This window comes from Lysinibacillus sp. JK80 (assembly GCF_027557635.1).
In the GTDB taxonomy this organism is placed as follows: domain Bacteria; phylum Bacillota; class Bacilli; order Bacillales_A; family Planococcaceae; genus Lysinibacillus; species Lysinibacillus capsici.
Genome location: NZ_CP058997.1, coordinates 4,369,420 through 4,384,472 on the forward strand (window position 1 = coordinate 4,369,420; position 15,053 = coordinate 4,384,472).

Annotated in this window: 14 protein-coding genes; all 14 read right to left on the bottom strand. The window is 37.8% G+C overall.

The features are described from left to right. Positions 1-29 precede the first annotated feature (29 nt). The 14 genes from HXV90_RS21950 to HXV90_RS22015 all read right to left on the bottom strand — a co-directional run bounded on the left by HXV90_RS21950 (position 30) and on the right by HXV90_RS22015 (position 15,021). On the bottom strand, positions 30-266 hold the full coding sequence (locus HXV90_RS21950; protein ID WP_066037929.1) for a small acid-soluble spore protein Tlp: 237 nt from the start codon (positions 264-266) through the stop codon (positions 30-32). A 153-nt stretch (positions 267-419) separates the two neighbouring features. Continuing rightward, positions 420-1,631, bottom strand: coding sequence for an MFS transporter (locus tag HXV90_RS21955; protein ID WP_103118976.1), 1,212 nt, complete (start codon positions 1,629-1,631; stop codon positions 420-422). A 142-nt stretch (positions 1,632-1,773) separates the two neighbouring features. Beyond that, positions 1,774-2,772, bottom strand: coding sequence for a LacI family DNA-binding transcriptional regulator (locus HXV90_RS21960; RefSeq protein ID WP_103118977.1), 999 nt, complete (start codon positions 2,770-2,772; stop codon positions 1,774-1,776). Positions 2,773-2,846: 74 nt separating this feature from the next. After that, on the bottom strand, positions 2,847-3,845 hold the full coding sequence (allD, locus tag HXV90_RS21965) for an ureidoglycolate dehydrogenase (RefSeq protein WP_269898005.1): 999 nt from the start codon (positions 3,843-3,845) through the stop codon (positions 2,847-2,849). Positions 3,846-3,860: 15 nt separating this feature from the next. Further along, complete coding sequence (locus HXV90_RS21970) at positions 3,861-4,868, bottom strand: zinc-binding alcohol dehydrogenase family protein (protein WP_066037926.1); 1,008 nt, start codon at positions 4,866-4,868, stop codon at positions 3,861-3,863. Further along, positions 4,856-6,121: a mannitol dehydrogenase family protein gene (locus tag HXV90_RS21975; RefSeq protein ID WP_269898006.1), complete on the bottom strand. Its 1,266-nt coding sequence runs from the start codon at positions 6,119-6,121 to the stop codon at positions 4,856-4,858. Before HXV90_RS21975 ends, HXV90_RS21970 begins: the two co-directional genes overlap by 13 nt. Before the next feature lie 12 nt (positions 6,122-6,133). After that, positions 6,134-7,633, bottom strand: coding sequence for a UxaA family hydrolase (locus HXV90_RS21980; RefSeq protein ID WP_054549719.1), 1,500 nt, complete (start codon positions 7,631-7,633; stop codon positions 6,134-6,136). A 21-nt stretch (positions 7,634-7,654) separates the two neighbouring features. Continuing rightward, positions 7,655-8,920: an MFS transporter gene (locus tag HXV90_RS21985; protein ID WP_048393958.1), complete on the bottom strand. Its 1,266-nt coding sequence runs from the start codon at positions 8,918-8,920 to the stop codon at positions 7,655-7,657. 36 nt (positions 8,921-8,956) lie between these two features. Continuing rightward, on the bottom strand, positions 8,957-9,790 hold the full coding sequence (locus HXV90_RS21990) for an SDR family oxidoreductase (protein WP_269898007.1): 834 nt from the start codon (positions 9,788-9,790) through the stop codon (positions 8,957-8,959). Next, a complete protein-coding gene (locus HXV90_RS21995; protein WP_048393955.1) occupies positions 9,783-10,805 on the bottom strand; it encodes a zinc-binding alcohol dehydrogenase family protein in 1,023 nt (340 codons plus the stop codon). The genes HXV90_RS21990 and HXV90_RS21995 overlap by 8 nt, the downstream gene beginning before the upstream one ends. A gap of 9 nt (positions 10,806-10,814) precedes the next feature. Continuing rightward, entirely contained in the window at positions 10,815-11,879 is a 1,065-nt protein-coding gene (uxuA, locus tag HXV90_RS22000) for a mannonate dehydratase (RefSeq protein WP_103118982.1), read from the bottom strand. Between the two features lie 13 nt (positions 11,880-11,892). Beyond that, positions 11,893-12,513, bottom strand: a complete 621-nt coding sequence (locus HXV90_RS22005) for a bifunctional 2-keto-4-hydroxyglutarate aldolase/2-keto-3-deoxy-6-phosphogluconate aldolase (RefSeq protein ID WP_269898008.1) — start codon at positions 12,511-12,513, stop codon at positions 11,893-11,895. 12 nt (positions 12,514-12,525) lie between these two features. Beyond that, positions 12,526-13,479 carry a sugar kinase gene (locus tag HXV90_RS22010; protein WP_269898009.1) on the bottom strand — a complete coding sequence of 318 codons (954 nt, stop codon included), beginning with the start codon at positions 13,477-13,479 and terminating at the stop codon, positions 12,526-12,528. Between the two features lie 183 nt (positions 13,480-13,662). Further along, a complete protein-coding gene (locus HXV90_RS22015) occupies positions 13,663-15,021 on the bottom strand; it encodes a TraB/GumN family protein (RefSeq protein WP_269899056.1) in 1,359 nt (452 codons plus the stop codon). Positions 15,022-15,053 lie beyond the last annotated feature (32 nt).

The following is a 15,053-nucleotide window of genomic DNA, read 5'->3' on the forward strand; positions in this document are numbered from 1 at the left end:
ATCACATTTGATTCTTCTAGAAACTAATTTTAAACTTCACCTTTTTTTCGTGCTGTCATTTCATCTTTCATTTCATCTTTTAAAGCTTCAATTGACTGTTTACGTCGCTTATTTTTTTCCTTTAGCCTGTTACTTTCTAGAGGATCTGCAAATTCCATACTAATTTCTGCTTCCTGCACTTTCTCCTCAGTATTTTTAACAATATCACGAATGCGTTCAACATTATTGGAGCGATCATCTGGTTTTCGATGTCTTGAATTAGCCATGTTAACCTCCTCAAATTATGACATAAGGTTATTTTGGAATGATTTTATCATTATATGAGTGCTAACTTTTACTAAAATAACATCCTTTAAACGCTATCTATCCAATAATTCTACCTTCATTAAAAGCAATTAAGTTTCCACCTGACAGGATTTTTATACAATCTCTTCCTTCAAACCTTCATAGGCAGATTTTGAATGCATAAATACATATAAAACTAGGGAGAGGAAAATAGCTACAATTCCAAAGACAATGCAGACCATTTGTAGGGAGAGCCATTCCGATAGCAACCCTAAGGCTAACGTAAAGACAATCTGTAGCACATTAATGACCATCGTTGAAACACTACCAAAACGGCCCATAATTGATGTCGGTACACTTATTTGATAAAAGGTGCTGTAGCCCGCATTACAAAATGACATACATACTCCTAATGCTATAAAGCTAATAATCGCCATTGCCACATTCGGTGAAGAGTAAAACAATGTATAGCAAAGTGTGGTCAAAAGCAGACCATAGACAATATATTGTCTTGTTGAAAATCTTTTAGCATAGCGAGCAGCCATTGCTCCACCAATAATAGCTCCAATTCCAGCGATACTAACGATGACACCATATAGACTATCTGAAGCTTGAAGGTTTTGTTTAATAAATGTAGCTTCCTGTGAATCTAATGCAAAGGCAATCATCAATGCACCTTGAAAATAAAGAAATACTTTGGCAAAGACTTGCTCTTTTTTTATATAGGCGTAGACAATACCATAATCCTCTTTTAGCATCCTCCAAGTAATGGGTTTTCGGTGCATGTCCTGATGATCTTCTACTGCGGGAAGCTTAAAAATGGAGAGTGCACAGATAAAGAACGTCAAAGCATTAAACCAAAACGCTATAGAAATATTGGAAATGGCAATGATAAACCCAGCCAATGCTGGCCCAATTAAAAATGAGCCTGAGCTAAACATTCCTAATATTGCATTAAAGGATTGTTTATCTTCATCTGGTATATATTTCGAAATATAATAGGTACTACTTGGCCCAAAAAAGCTACTTGCTATATTAGATAAAAATAAAACACAATAGATGAGCCAAATAGAGGACGTAAAAGGTAACAATAAAATCAATATGCCACGAATAATATCACTATAGATCATTAATTTTTGTTTATTCGATCGATCAATGATGGAGCCTGCAAAAAAGCTTGTTAAAATTCGAGCAATCGGTCCTACAATAAATATACTCGCCATAGCAGTAGGCGATTCTGTTAAATGCCAAACTAATAAATTGAGCGCAACTAGATTCACCCAATTTCCTAAATACGAGAAACCAAAGCCAAATAGAATGAGCCAATACTTCCTAGCAATGCTCATAAGTCCCCTTTCTATCACCAAAATGAATGATTGGTCTTTTTTGACATAAAAGTATTCCTTTAGATAATCATATCTATCGATGAATAGCTGTGCAACTAAAAATAGCAACCCTTAGCTAAGTTCATAGCTTTGGGTTGCCTTTTTAGTTAGTTGAATCTCGATCGATTAATATCGGTTTGAAGCGATATAGTTTGTGGTCATCAGCTAGATGTTCTTTTTTAATTTTTGCTAAGAGCAATGATGCCGCTTTCTGTGCCATTGGTAAAATGGGCTGTTGCAATGTTGTAATGGAAGGTGTTAAAAAATTGGCATATGGTACATCATCCACAGCAATTACTTGTACATCATTAGGCACATGTAAGTTTCTTTTTTTAATATAAAGCATTAATTCTTGGAAAATACGATCATTTGCCGCAATGATTCCTCTTGGTGGTTGCTCCAACGTAAATAATTGATTAAAAATCTCTGTCATCTGAGCTGGCTCACCATTTTTTATATAGCGCTCATCGATCAACAGATTCCTATTTCTGAGCGCTTGACGAAATCCTTCTAAACGTTCGACACGAGGAGTAATCGGTAAGGCTAAAGAAGTAGTGATAATGGCTATTGGTTGCTTTCGAAATGTCTCCACTGCCGTATCCATGGCAGAAAAATTATCAAGCAATACAGCAGGAATATCTACTCCCTCAATAAAACGGTCAATAAAAACGATTGGCATTGCTTGTTGATGAAGTCTTATGTAGAGATTTTTGTTTTCTCCTGTTGGAAAAACGATTAAGCCATCCACCTGTTTTTCTAGTAAAGTTTCGATATGTTTTTTCTCTTTTTTAGGGTTATCCGCTGAGTTACACACAATCATATGAAAGCCTTCTTTATCGAACTCTGCTTCCAATGCATTTATTATTTTTGTTGAAAAGTCATGGATAATATTCGCCACAATAATACCAATTGTAAAGGTAGATTTCTGTTTTAAGCTACGAGCCATTAAATTTGGACGATATTGCAATGCTTCAATAGCCTCTTCAATTTTCTTACGAGTCTCTGTACTCATATATTCATATCGCTTATTCAAATATTGCGATACTGTACTATTCGAAACATTTGCATATTGTGCAACATCGGCAATTGTTGTTTTTTTCACTAAAATCAATCTCCTACCTATAATATGAAAACTCTCCTTGGTATTATGTAGCATAGCATACTTTACTGGTTAAATTAACTAGTCAAATAGTTATATACTTGTTCAGGTAAGTCAATGCCCTTATCCATTGTTTCCAAACTACGTATCTGTTCAATTTCACCAGGCACTAGTACCTGATCAAAATTTGGTGCTGTTGGCGCATCATGTAATTCATTTATCATTTTCGAGATATTTGCTTTGAATTGATTTACATCTCCAAAAATATTTGGATCTAATACATATAAATATTGTCCTAGATTACGTTTCTGTTCGTAATCACCATACATTTTTGAAATGTGAGGACCAAAAGCTGCACTTGCTAAAATTCCAGAAAGAACATCTACTACAAGTGCCATACCATATCCTTTTGGCCCTGCAAACGGTGTTAAAGATTTTACTTGGTGTGGGTCTGTAGTTGGTGCTCCTTGTGCATCAACTCCCCATGTATTTGGAATTGTCTCCCCTTTTTCACGTGCATATAGAATTTTCCCTAGCGCTACATTGCTTGTTGCCATGTCCAAAATAATCGGTTTATCGTTGGTTGGAAAACCATAAGCAATTGGATTCGTACCAAAGTAAGGCTCTTTTCCGCCAAAAGGAACAACTGCGGAGTCCGTTTGAGAGCACATAATAGCAATTAAATTTTCACTCGTGGCTTGTTCAAGAAAATAGCCGAGTGCCCCACAATGGCTACTCTCTTGAATAATCGTTGTACATGAGCCATGTTCCTTAGCCACTTTAATGGTTTCATCCATAGCTTCCTTACAAATGACATGCCCAAAGCCATTATCCCCCTTAAAAAGAAGGTGATTTGTGCCTCTTTTTTCTACTGAAAAATGAGGGTTTTTCGTTATTCCACCTGCCTGTAAACGTGTTATATAATGCTCCACGCGCATAACACCGTGAGAACTGACACCACGTAAATCGGCATAAATCAAAACATCTGCTACTTGCGCTGCTGTTTCAGCTTCAACACCTTCAGTTGTGAATTTTTGAACTACTATTTTTTTTAATGCTGGTACAGAAATATTCATTGAAAATCCTCCCCATTATTTAAAATAGATTTGTGCTTTATTTGTGTTGTATTGTTTTGCCTCAAAGTAAGAAATAGCTTCATCGAATGCAATATGCTTCGTAACATAGCCTTTCTTTATAGCTCCTGACTGCATGTAGTTCATAACCGTCTCAAAATCTTCTAACGTAGCATTACGGCTGCTCTTCAATGTTAATTCCTTTGAATGAAATTCAGGATCATTAAATGTAATGGTTTTCTTCATTAAACCAATAAACACTAATGTGCCACTATTTTCTACGTATTGAAATGAGGATTCCATTGATTGTTGATTGCCTGTTGCATCAAAGACAACTGTAGGAAGTTCACCATTAAATTTTTCATGTAACTGCGCCATTATGTCATGGCTACCAACAATCACACCATCCGCTTCCGACCATGCCTGTCCTTCTTTTAAACGTTCTTCGTTCAAATCCATTAATACTGTTTTTGCACCGCGTAACTTAGCAAAACGTGCTGCTCCTAATCCAATTGGCCCTGCACCGATAACAAGTACTGTATCATTTTCTGTTAGTTCCGAACGACGTACTGCATGGGCACCAATAGCTAATGGTTCCACAATGGCTAATTGGTCACCTGACACAGCATTATCAGTAATTACAATACTGTCATCAACTACGATATATTCGCCCATACCACCATCCATATGTACACCCAATACTTTCAAAAATTTACAGCAGTTTGTTTGACCTCGACGACATGCAACACACTCTCCACAATGGATGTATGGAATAACTGTTGCACGATCTCCTACTTGGATGTCCTTAACTGCTTCACCGACTTCTTCCACGATAGCAGCTAGTTCGTGGCCTAACACTCGTGGATAACTAAAGAATGGTTGTTCACCTGCAAAAGCATGTGTGTCTGTTCCACATACACCAATATGCGTGATTTTTAATAAAACATCATGACTTCCTTCAATACTAGGCTTGTCTACTTCACGTTCCACCATTTGAAACGGTTCATTAATGATTAATTGTCGCATGCTATTGCCTCCAATAAACTAGTAATTGTAGATAATTGCTGAATAACCTCTGCTGCATCACACTGTAAATATTGTTCGATAAATTGTTGCATTGGCTCTGACTGACCTTGTTCAAAATAGTTATGGATTTCAGTCAGTTTTTCAATAATTTGATCAGATTCACGCACGGAAAAGCGTGTTGGATTCATTGCATATATCCCTATTGCTAAAGCTTGATAGTATATTTCTGTTTCAGCGTAAGGGGCAATACGTGTTTGCCACTTGGATAACTCATTTAATTGAATATCATATAGCTGATGCTCAATAAATGGGTTTAAAAAACGTTCAAAGACATCTTGCTGATAGTGCTCATCCACTTGGAAGCGTTGGGTAAAATCGTTTGTTACTTTTTCAATAAAGGCTCGAACACCTGCATGTGAAAATGCCTCTCTGACAGTTTTATAGTTAAAAATCTTGCCGAATGCTGAAAGCAAAATATGACTACCATTTAAAATGGCAACTTTGCGTTTTCGATACATGTCTAAATCATCAAAGACAAAAGGGAAATCATGACTTGTTGGCCAATGTTTAAATGGCTCTTTTTGGTCAATTATAAATAAGAAATACGGTTCACAAACTGTGTAAAGGGCATCCTCCCCCTGATAACCCTGTGGATAACCTGTTACAATACGGTCTACAAGTGTATTACAAAAAGTTAACGTAGCAAGCCAATCATTAAATGCTGTAGGCAACTTCCAGTCTTTAGCATGCTGTAGACAAATTGTTTTTAATGTAGAGCCATTCTGTTCTATTAATTCCAAAGGCACAATTGCCACTTGTTTTTCACCTTGAAAATGTTTGTAATATTGTTCTAGAAAGACGGTTAACTTTGCTGCATAGCTTGTTGGACAAGCCGTAGGATAAGGAATATTTTCATAATAAATCCCTGCCTCTGTTGTATTAGACACAATCATTTCTAATGTCTCAGACTGTGCGTATTGTAAAAATGTAGGCCAGTTCTCATATGGAAGAATAGTATCTTGAATAATCTTAACAGTGGTTTCTTCTTCTACGACCTCACCGTTTTTTAGCCCACGTTCCATCACAGTGAATTGCAGCTGTTGTTCTTCTAGCAGTTTAACTGTTTTTCCTCTTGCTGTTGCTGCGACAGAAACAATACTGCAAGGGACTTGTAGTTTTTCAACTGCTAGGTCAAAAAAGCCTCTGATAAAATTCCCATCACCTATTTGCATAATTTTAATAGGATGTTTCATGTCATTTATCTCCTACATCGTCACGCCATCTTTAAAAATGGCGATTTCTTTGAATCCATATTTCTCATTATTCGTTTGCACTTCACCTGAAGCTAGCGCTACTATATAATCCATAAATTCATCGACTAATACATCCATTGGCTTCCCATCCACTAACTGCCCTGCGTTAAAGTCAATCCAATTTTTTTTTCGTTCATAAAGTGGTGTGTTTGTTGAAATTTTGACTGTTGGTGTAGGTCCTCCAAAGGGTGTTCCCCTACCAGTTGAGAAAAGGACGATTTGGCAGCCTGTTGAGGCCAGTGCTGTTGTTGAAACAAGATCATTTCCTGGACCGTTTAGTAAATGTAGCCCCTTTGTTGTCATACGTTCGCCATAATCAAGCACTTCTTTTACCTCTTGAAAGCCCCCTTTTTGTATACAGCCAAGTGATTTTTCTTCCAATGTTGTTATTCCACCCGCTTTATTTCCTGGAGAGGGATTTTCATAGACAGGTTGATTATATTTCATAAAATACTGTTTAAAGTCATTTACTAAATGCACAATATCCTCAAAAACAGAGGCATCTTTTGCACGTTCCATTAAAATCTGTTCAGCACCAAACATCTCTGGAACTTCCGTTAACACCGTTGCACCTCCAGCTGAGATCAACTGGTCAGAAAATACACCAATCATCGGATTAGCGGTAATGCCAGAGAAACCATCACTACCACCACATTTCAAACCAATTTTCAGTTCTGAAATAGGTAATGTTTGTCTGTCAAATGTCGTCACATAGTCAAAGGCTTTTTCAAGCAGTTGTTGACCCTCTTCCATTTCATCTGCTGATTCTTGAACATTTAAAAAGGAAACGCGTTGTTCATCATAATGACCAATTGTTTTCTTAAAGAGCTCAATATAATTGTTCTCACATCCTAGCCCTAATACAATGACTGCCCCTGCATTAGGGTGATGAATTAAATTAGCTAAGATTTTTTGTGTATACGTTAAATCATCACCAAGTTGTGAGCAACCATATGGATGAGCGAAATGCTGTACACCATCAAAATTGTCAGCCTTCAATAATTGGTTGCCTAACTTCGCCAAGTTTTCAGCTACTTTGTTAATACATCCAACCGTATTAATAATCCAAATTTCATTTCGTACACCAGCCTGACCATCTTTTCTACGATACCCCTTGAACGTGCGCTGTGCATGACGAGACTCGGCTACGGGATGTGTTTTTGGATTAAATTCATAGCTTAATTCACCCGATAAATTGGTTTTCATGTTATGGGAATGAACCCAGCTACCTGCTAGGATTTCTTCTGTCGCATGACCAATTGAAAAACCATATTTCGTGATGTGTGCATCTTTAGAAAGAGTCTTGATGGCGATCTTATGCCCACGTAGTACTTGTTGCTGTAACGTTATTTCCTTTCCATCCAATGGAAGTAAAAAGCCTTGAGGAAGATCACTCAAGGCTATGGCAACATTGTCCATCGGATGAATTTTAATAACTGATTGATTGTTCATTTGAATCCATCCTTTCTATTTTTAAGCTAATTCTTTATGAACAATTGGTGTAACAAATTTAATAACTGCTAATGAAGCGATGACCGCTAAGCCACCTGCAAGTAGGAAAGCTGCGGAGAATGTTCCTGTTCTGTCTACTAGGAAACCTGTTAAAGTTGGCCCAATAATACCAGCTGTGTTTGCAAGGAAGTGCATAAAGCCGCCAACAGATCCAACATACTTAGATTCCACCACATCATTAATGATTGCCCAGTAAATAGCCCCTGTTAAATATAAGAAGAAAACAGAGGTAGCAACAAGCGCAACAGCACTAACTGTTGTTGTTACAATACCTGCACAGCCAATCGATACAGCTGCTAAGAATAAACATGTCACTAGAACGACTTTACGAGAGAATAAAACTCCCTTACGCATAAAGCGTTTGTAAATGAAATCTGAGACAATTCCACTCAATGCTAAACCTAGGAATCCTAAAATCCACGGAATAACCGTTACTATACTCATATCTTTTACAGCCATTCCACGAGCTTCTACTAGATAGCTTGGGAACCAAGTTAAGAAAAAGAATAGGATATAGTTATAGGCAAAGAACGAAAAAGCAGTAAATAATACTGTAGGTTGTTTTAAATAATAAGATAGACCACGACTATGATTGATATCTTCTGCTGCAATCTCTAAGTTTGCCATTGATTCTACACTGTCTTCTTTGTTTGGCTTTTCTTTCACCACTTTAAACCATACGATTGCCCAAATAAATCCAAGGATCATGATCGCAATAAATGAATATTTCCATCCATATGCTAATGCAATATAACCAACGATTGGACCTGCGATTGCACCACCAAGTGGCGTACCACTATTGGCTAGCCCTACTACAGAGGCACGTTTATCCGCAGGAAACCAGTTATTCACCATCTTATTTATGGTTGATGACAATGGCCCTTCCGCCATACCAAATACAATACGAACAATAATCAACGATGCGAACCCAACGACTAAAACCATTGCTCCACTAAATAAAGACCATACAATCATCGCTACAAATAGCGTTAACTTGGCACCAAATTTATCGGAAGCCATTCCACCTAAGAAGTTAAAAATGGCATACCCAACAGAGAAGCTACTAAAGATAATCCCTAATTGGGTTGACGTTAGATGAATATCTTCTTGAATAAATGGTGCTGCAATTGATAGTGCTGAACGATCTAAATAGTTAATGACACCCGCTAAAAATAGCATGACAATTACAACCGTTTTGCCGTCTCCAAAAATACCTTGTTGTTTCATATCATTCACCCCTAAATTTGAAATAAATCCCCTTTGTTAAACGCCTGAATAAGCCATAAATCCACCATCAACAGGAATTGTTACGCCAGTGACAAATGCTGAGTATGTATCATCAGCTAAAAATAATAAAGTTCCTAATAAATCTTGTGGTTTTCCAAAACGCTTTTGTGGTGTAGCTGTAATGATTTTTTCTGAACGTGCAGTTAATGAACCATCTTCTGTTAGCAATAAATTACGGTTTTGTTCGGTAATAAAAAATCCAGGTGCAATGGCATTAACACGTAAACCTGCTTCTGCAAAATGCACCGCCATCCATTGCGTAAAGTTATTAATCGCTGCCTTTGCCGCGCTATATGCAGGCACTTTTGTCATAGGGGCATAGGAGCTCATGGATGAAATATTAATAATCGTCCCCTTCGTTCTCAGCAATGCTTCACCAAAAATTTGGGCAGCCAAAAATGTTCCTGTAAAATTATTCGAGAATACGCTTTCAAAACCACTTGGTGTTAATTCAAAGAAATTTGGTGTAGTCGATTGTTCTTTATATACTTCATCAGCAGTAATGGCATCTGGATGATTGCCGCCCGCTCCATTAATCAGTACATCAATTTGACCATATTGCTGTAAAATTGCTTGTCTCGCTGCTATTAACGACTCTTTGTTTAAAACATCCACAGAAAAATTAATTGCTTCTCCGCCATTTTCTGTAATCGATTGGACGACTGCTTCTCCTTTTTGCGCTGTACGATTTAAAATAGCAACTCGCATACCTTGCCTAGCCAATTCCATTGCCATCTCTGAGCAAAGAACACCACTACCACCCGTTACAACAGCCACTTTATTTTGCAATGCTTCATGCACCTTACTCACCTACTTTTAAAATAACTTTACGTACTTCATTTTGGTTTTTTTCTATATATTCAAATGCTTCTTTTGCTTCATGTAATGAGAAAGTATGTGTAATTAAACCTTGATGCTGTAGCTTTCCAGCATCAACAAGCTTCACTACATTTTCAAATTGGAATGTTTGTAAACGTGAGCCTTTTATCGATAATTCCTTTTTCGTAATTGGTAGTGGGGCAAGCTCAATGGCTTCCTCTCCAAAGCTAAGGACTACTACTCTCCCAGCAACTGAAACAGCATCGATAGATTGCTTAAATGTTAGTGGAATACAAACTGCATCAATAGATACATTGACACCTACTCCATCTGTCCATTGGTTAACAGCCTCTAATAAATCTTGCTCGTTTACATTAACAACTACATCTGCACCAAGTTCTTTTGCAAATGAGAGCTTTGCTGGATCCAGATCAGAAATCATCACGCGTGCATCTATTAATTTAGCCATCTTTAAAATACAAATGCCAATCGGTCCGGCCCCTTGAATCAATAGTGTCTCACCAGCCTGTAATTCACCACGATATACTGCCTGCGCGCCAATTGTATAAGGTTCAATTAAGACTGCCTCTTCTAAAGAAGTGTGGTCTGCTACTTTATGCAATTGCTTTTCAGCTACAACAAAACGCTCACGCATGCCTCCATCTTCATGAACACCAAAAACAGAAAGTTGTTCGCAGACATTTGGTTGTCCTTTACGGCAAGCATAGCACTCACCACAATAACGAATTGGTTCGACTACAACCTTGTCACCAGCTTTTAAACCTTGTACGTCTTGACCAACCTCTAACACTCGGCCAGCAACTTCATGCCCAGGTACACGAGGCAATGTCGCTAATGGATTCGAGCCATGATAAATATGCATGTCTGAGCCACAAATACCAACATATTCTGTTTGAACAAGGACATCTGTTGACTTTGTTATTACTGGTTCTGCTACGTCAATTAAAGCCATTTCAAAAGGTTTGATTACTTGTAGTGCTTTCATACACGTCACCTATTTCTTCAGATTTTCATAAGCATCCCAAAGTCCATTTAAATACATAATGCCAAGTGCTCGATCATATAAGCCGTAGCCTGGACGACATTGTTCTCCCCAAATATGACGACCATGATCTGGACGTACATAACCTTCATAGTTTTGGTCATTTAATGTACGTACAATATTTTTAATATCGATTGAACCATCCGATGTAAAATGTGATGTTTCAAAGAAACTACCATTTTCCATAATCTTGACATTGCGGATATGAGCAAACGGAGCACGATATGCATATTTTTCAGCGATGGCTACCATATCATTTTGTGGGTCTGCTCCCATTGAACCTGAGCAGAACGTAAAGCCATTTGCCATGGAATCAGAGATTTTAATTAATTTTTCATAGCTTTCTGCTCCTGTAATAATGCGAGGTAAGCCAAAGATTGAATACGGTGGATCATCTGGATGAATCGCCATTTGAATACCTACCTCTTCCGCAACTGGTAAAATAGCTTGTAAGAAGTAAGTTAAGTTATCCCAAAGTTTAACTTCATCTACTTCTTTGTACTGCTCAAATAATTCTGAAAGTCGAGCTAATCGTTCTGGTTCCCATCCTGGAAGGGTTAAATCCGAAGATGCGCTTACTTCATTCACCAGTTCTTGTGGATCTAAGTTCATGACCTTTTCCTTATCAAAATAGAGAGCCGTTGAGCCATCTTCTAATGGATGGAATAAATCTGTACGTGTCCAATCAAATACGGGCATGAAGTTATAGCAAATAACTTTGACACCCACTTCACCAAGGTTGCGAATAGATTGTTTATAGTTTTCTATATATTGATCACGTGTTGACAATCCTAATTTAATATCTTCATGGACATTGACACTTTCCACGACATCTGTATGGAATCCGAACGATTGAATATAGTCAACTTCATCTTGAATAGCCTCTTTAGTCCATACCTCTCCTGCTGGTAGGTGATGGAGTGCCCAAACAATACCTTTTACATTTGGTATTTGCTTCACATCTTCTAATTTCACTGTATCATTGCCACGACCATACCATCTAAATGTCATATTCATACGTCATTACCTCCTAGTTTGATAGATTTTCGATATATGCTTTGGCACGTTCCACTACACCTGCATAGCCATCTTTTACAAATGCTTTATTTAAATCACTTCCAATCCCAATTGCAACTGCGCCTGCTTCTAACCATTCATTCATATTAGCCAAACCAACACCACCTGTAGGCATAATTGTGATATGTGGTAGAGGCCCTTTAATGGCTTTAATAAAGTTTGGTTCAAATTGATTTCCCGGGAATAGTTTAATAATGTCACTTCCACCTTCAAGTGCTGTCACCATTTCTGTAATGGTCATACAGCCTGGTAAATATGGAATGCTATAGCGATTGCAAAGCCTTGCAATTGCAGCGTTATAGCTTGGACTAACAACAAATTTGGCACCGTTTAAAATCGCATGGCGTGCAGTTTCAACATCCAAAACTGTGCCAGCTCCAATTATTGCATCGCTATTGCGTAATGCTTTAAAAGTTTCTTCAACAAAAGGCGTTGTATACGTTATTTCGATTGCTCGAATGCCACCTGAGATAGCACCTTTTGAAATTTCCGTTGCTTCTTCAGGTGAATCCCCACGAATAACAGCTACAATTTTTGCATCTGACAACGCTTTCAAAATTTCGATTTTTTGCATTCCTGACAACTCCTAACGCTCAATTAGTTTTTCATCACCAATAAATTGCCTTAATTCTTGCAGGGATGGAAGCCCTTCATTATCTCCTTTAATTGTTGCTACCAATGCACCTGCACCATTAGCTAAACGGAGGCGTTCTACGATATCATCACCATTTAAATAGCTATAGACATAGGCAGCATCAAATGCATCCCCTGCTCCAACTGTATCAATGGCACGAACAGAAAATGCTTCTCGATCGTACTGTTCAGTGGCTGTATAAACCGTGGCCCCTTGTTCACCTTTTTTCACAATAATTTCATCTATTTTATAACTCTCTTGAACGTCTTTCACTGTACGCCCTTCAAATAAAAGCTCAAATTCATCCTGTCCTGTTAACAGAAGATTGATAGATGGATACACTTTTTCGTATACCGCTCGGGCATCTTCTATAGTCCATAGTTTTAAACGTAAATTTGGATCAAAAGATATTGGAATATTTTTCGCCTGTGCTAAAGCAATTAATTTCAATGCAACTTCAATGTTATGTTCACATACTGCTAAATACACGCCGCTAATATGTAATAGGTCCACATCATCCAGTACTGACTCATCTATACGATCTTCTGTCAGCTCAAGTAAAGGTGATGGGTTGCGGTAGTAAAACGATTTACCTGCACCGTCTTCCCGAATCTCCTTAAAGTAGATAGACGTTGGAATATGTGGTGTTCGTAAGACATGTGATACATCAATCCCTTCACCACGCGCAAAGTTATAAATTAATTTGCCAAATTCATCGTCTCCAATACAACTAATCCATTTTGCTTCCATATCTAAACGCGTAACACCTATCGCAAAATTTAATTCTGCACCACCCACAGCTCGCTCAAAGGAAGGAACGAAACGTAGAGGACCTGTCTTAGATGGATTAAAAACGACCATTGCATCCCCAATCGTTGCAATTCGTTTATTTCTCAATATGTTCATCCCCTTCACAAGTAAAACGTTTTAGTAAAACGTTTTACTAATACTAACACGATTTTTTTTACGTTGCAACAATAATCCGATTATTTAGATTGTTAGGGTCACATGACCATTATTGTCTTACATGCATAAAAAAACCTCGTAAAAGACAGAAAATAATCTATCCTTTTACGAGGAGAATCTATTTTATTGATAAAATGGCTTTACCTTGTAGCCGTTTTTCTCTAAATGATAGCGAATATTTTTATCGATTAGGAAGTGACCTGAACCAACAACAACAAAGTACTTACCTTCTTTTTCTTCCAGTACATTCATGATTTTCTTGGCCATTTGTTCATCACGTAGACCAAATAGCATTTCATTAAATTCAGATGATGTACCTTCCATTGCTTGGAAGCTTTTTGCAAACTCTTCAACATTTCCTTGCTTCCAGCTTGTAAACCACTCTTGAAGTACTTCAGATTGATTTTCTTCCGCTGGATGAATGATACTATCCAGTACAGCGACTAATGACTGCTCCTGTGCCTCTGGTGATAATCCTTCAAACATATCAACCTGTGCTCTTGTACCTTCTAATTCAATTACTGGCTTTTGCTGCAACTGTGCATTTAATAAAAAGTAGACATCGATACCGTGCATAGCCATCTCTTGAGGTGTCATACCAAAGGAATCGTCCATAGCTAGCATCGATAATGCACTCGAAAGCATCCACGGCTTTTGAACTGTAAGCTGGTCCATTGGCAGACCATAAAGCTTTGCCACTTGTTCAAGCTTCGCATATGTTTCTGGTGCAACAGCATCTTTCAATGTTGAGCCATCTGTATACATTGCTTTCTCTGAATAGTATTCAAGTGCTTCCGTATCCAAGATATTCGCCTCTACTAGCAGTGCATCAGATTCATCAAATGCCGTTACTAATTTTTTATCGAATGGATATAAGTCTGGTGTTCCTAAATGAATAGAGCCTAATAAGTAGATAAGCGTATCCTCGTCCTCTACTACCCAGGCCACCCCTTTAGAGCCTTGCTCTGCAAGTGCATATGTACTCTGAATGAAACGAACAGCTAGCAAAACAGCCTGTTGAGTGGTTGCCTTTTTCTCTAACTGAAGTCCATTGGGAGAGCCTTGTAATATATTTTGCTCTTTCATAAATTGAACAGCATCTGTACCAACAGGTAAATCATACCGTGCTACAATATTATACAAGCGATTGACAATATCACCACGTGTATTATCGTTTTTCACACTTACTGGTTTGTATTGTTTATTTTCAGCTAAGCCTAGAGAGGCAACCTTCTTTTCTGTTAAAGCTAGTAGTTCATTTACTTTGTCCACTGGAATTTCCTGAAGAAAACCATCGAAGTACCATTCAGTTGAGTAAATCCCGTATTTTTCGCCCTCATTTAATGTTTCTATTGCCCATTCGCTTATCGACGGTACTAGGGGTGTTGTTTGCTCTTCAGCATGAATCACAGGGACAACTGTCGTCAGCATTAATGAGGCACCAAGCAACGCTGCACTCGTTCGTTTCATCATCTTTTTCATCAAATTCTTTTCTCTCCCTTTTCCTATTTTAT

What these genes read in the sequence shown, in the direction of transcription:
- HXV90_RS21950 (WP_066037929.1), bottom strand. Translation starts at nt 266, where the DNA reads ATGGCTAATTCAAGACATCGAAAACCAGATGATCGCTCCAATAATGTT.
- HXV90_RS21955 (WP_103118976.1), bottom strand. Translation starts at nt 1,631, where the DNA reads ATGAGCATTGCTAGGAAGTATTGGCTCATTCTATTTGGCTTTGGTTTC.
- allD (WP_269898005.1), bottom strand. Translation starts at nt 3,845, where the DNA reads ATGAATATTTCTGTACCAGCATTAAAAAAAATAGTAGTTCAAAAATTC.
- HXV90_RS21970 (WP_066037926.1), bottom strand. Translation starts at nt 4,868, where the DNA reads ATGCGACAATTAATCATTAATGAACCGTTTCAAATGGTGGAACGTGAA.
- HXV90_RS21975 (WP_269898006.1), bottom strand. Translation starts at nt 6,121, where the DNA reads ATGAAACATCCTATTAAAATTATGCAAATAGGTGATGGGAATTTTATC.
- HXV90_RS21980 (WP_054549719.1), bottom strand. Translation starts at nt 7,633, where the DNA reads ATGAACAATCAATCAGTTATTAAAATTCATCCGATGGACAATGTTGCC.
- HXV90_RS21985 (WP_048393958.1), bottom strand. Translation starts at nt 8,920, where the DNA reads ATGAAACAACAAGGTATTTTTGGAGACGGCAAAACGGTTGTAATTGTC.
- HXV90_RS21995 (WP_048393955.1), bottom strand. Translation starts at nt 10,805, where the DNA reads ATGAAAGCACTACAAGTAATCAAACCTTTTGAAATGGCTTTAATTGAC.
- uxuA (WP_103118982.1), bottom strand. Translation starts at nt 11,879, where the DNA reads ATGAATATGACATTTAGATGGTATGGTCGTGGCAATGATACAGTGAAA.
- HXV90_RS22005 (WP_269898008.1), bottom strand. Translation starts at nt 12,513, where the DNA reads ATGCAAAAAATCGAAATTTTGAAAGCGTTGTCAGATGCAAAAATTGTA.
- HXV90_RS22010 (WP_269898009.1), bottom strand. Translation starts at nt 13,479, where the DNA reads ATGAACATATTGAGAAATAAACGAATTGCAACGATTGGGGATGCAATG.
- HXV90_RS22015 (WP_269899056.1), bottom strand. Translation starts at nt 15,021, where the DNA reads ATGAAAAAGATGATGAAACGAACGAGTGCAGCGTTGCTTGGTGCCTCA.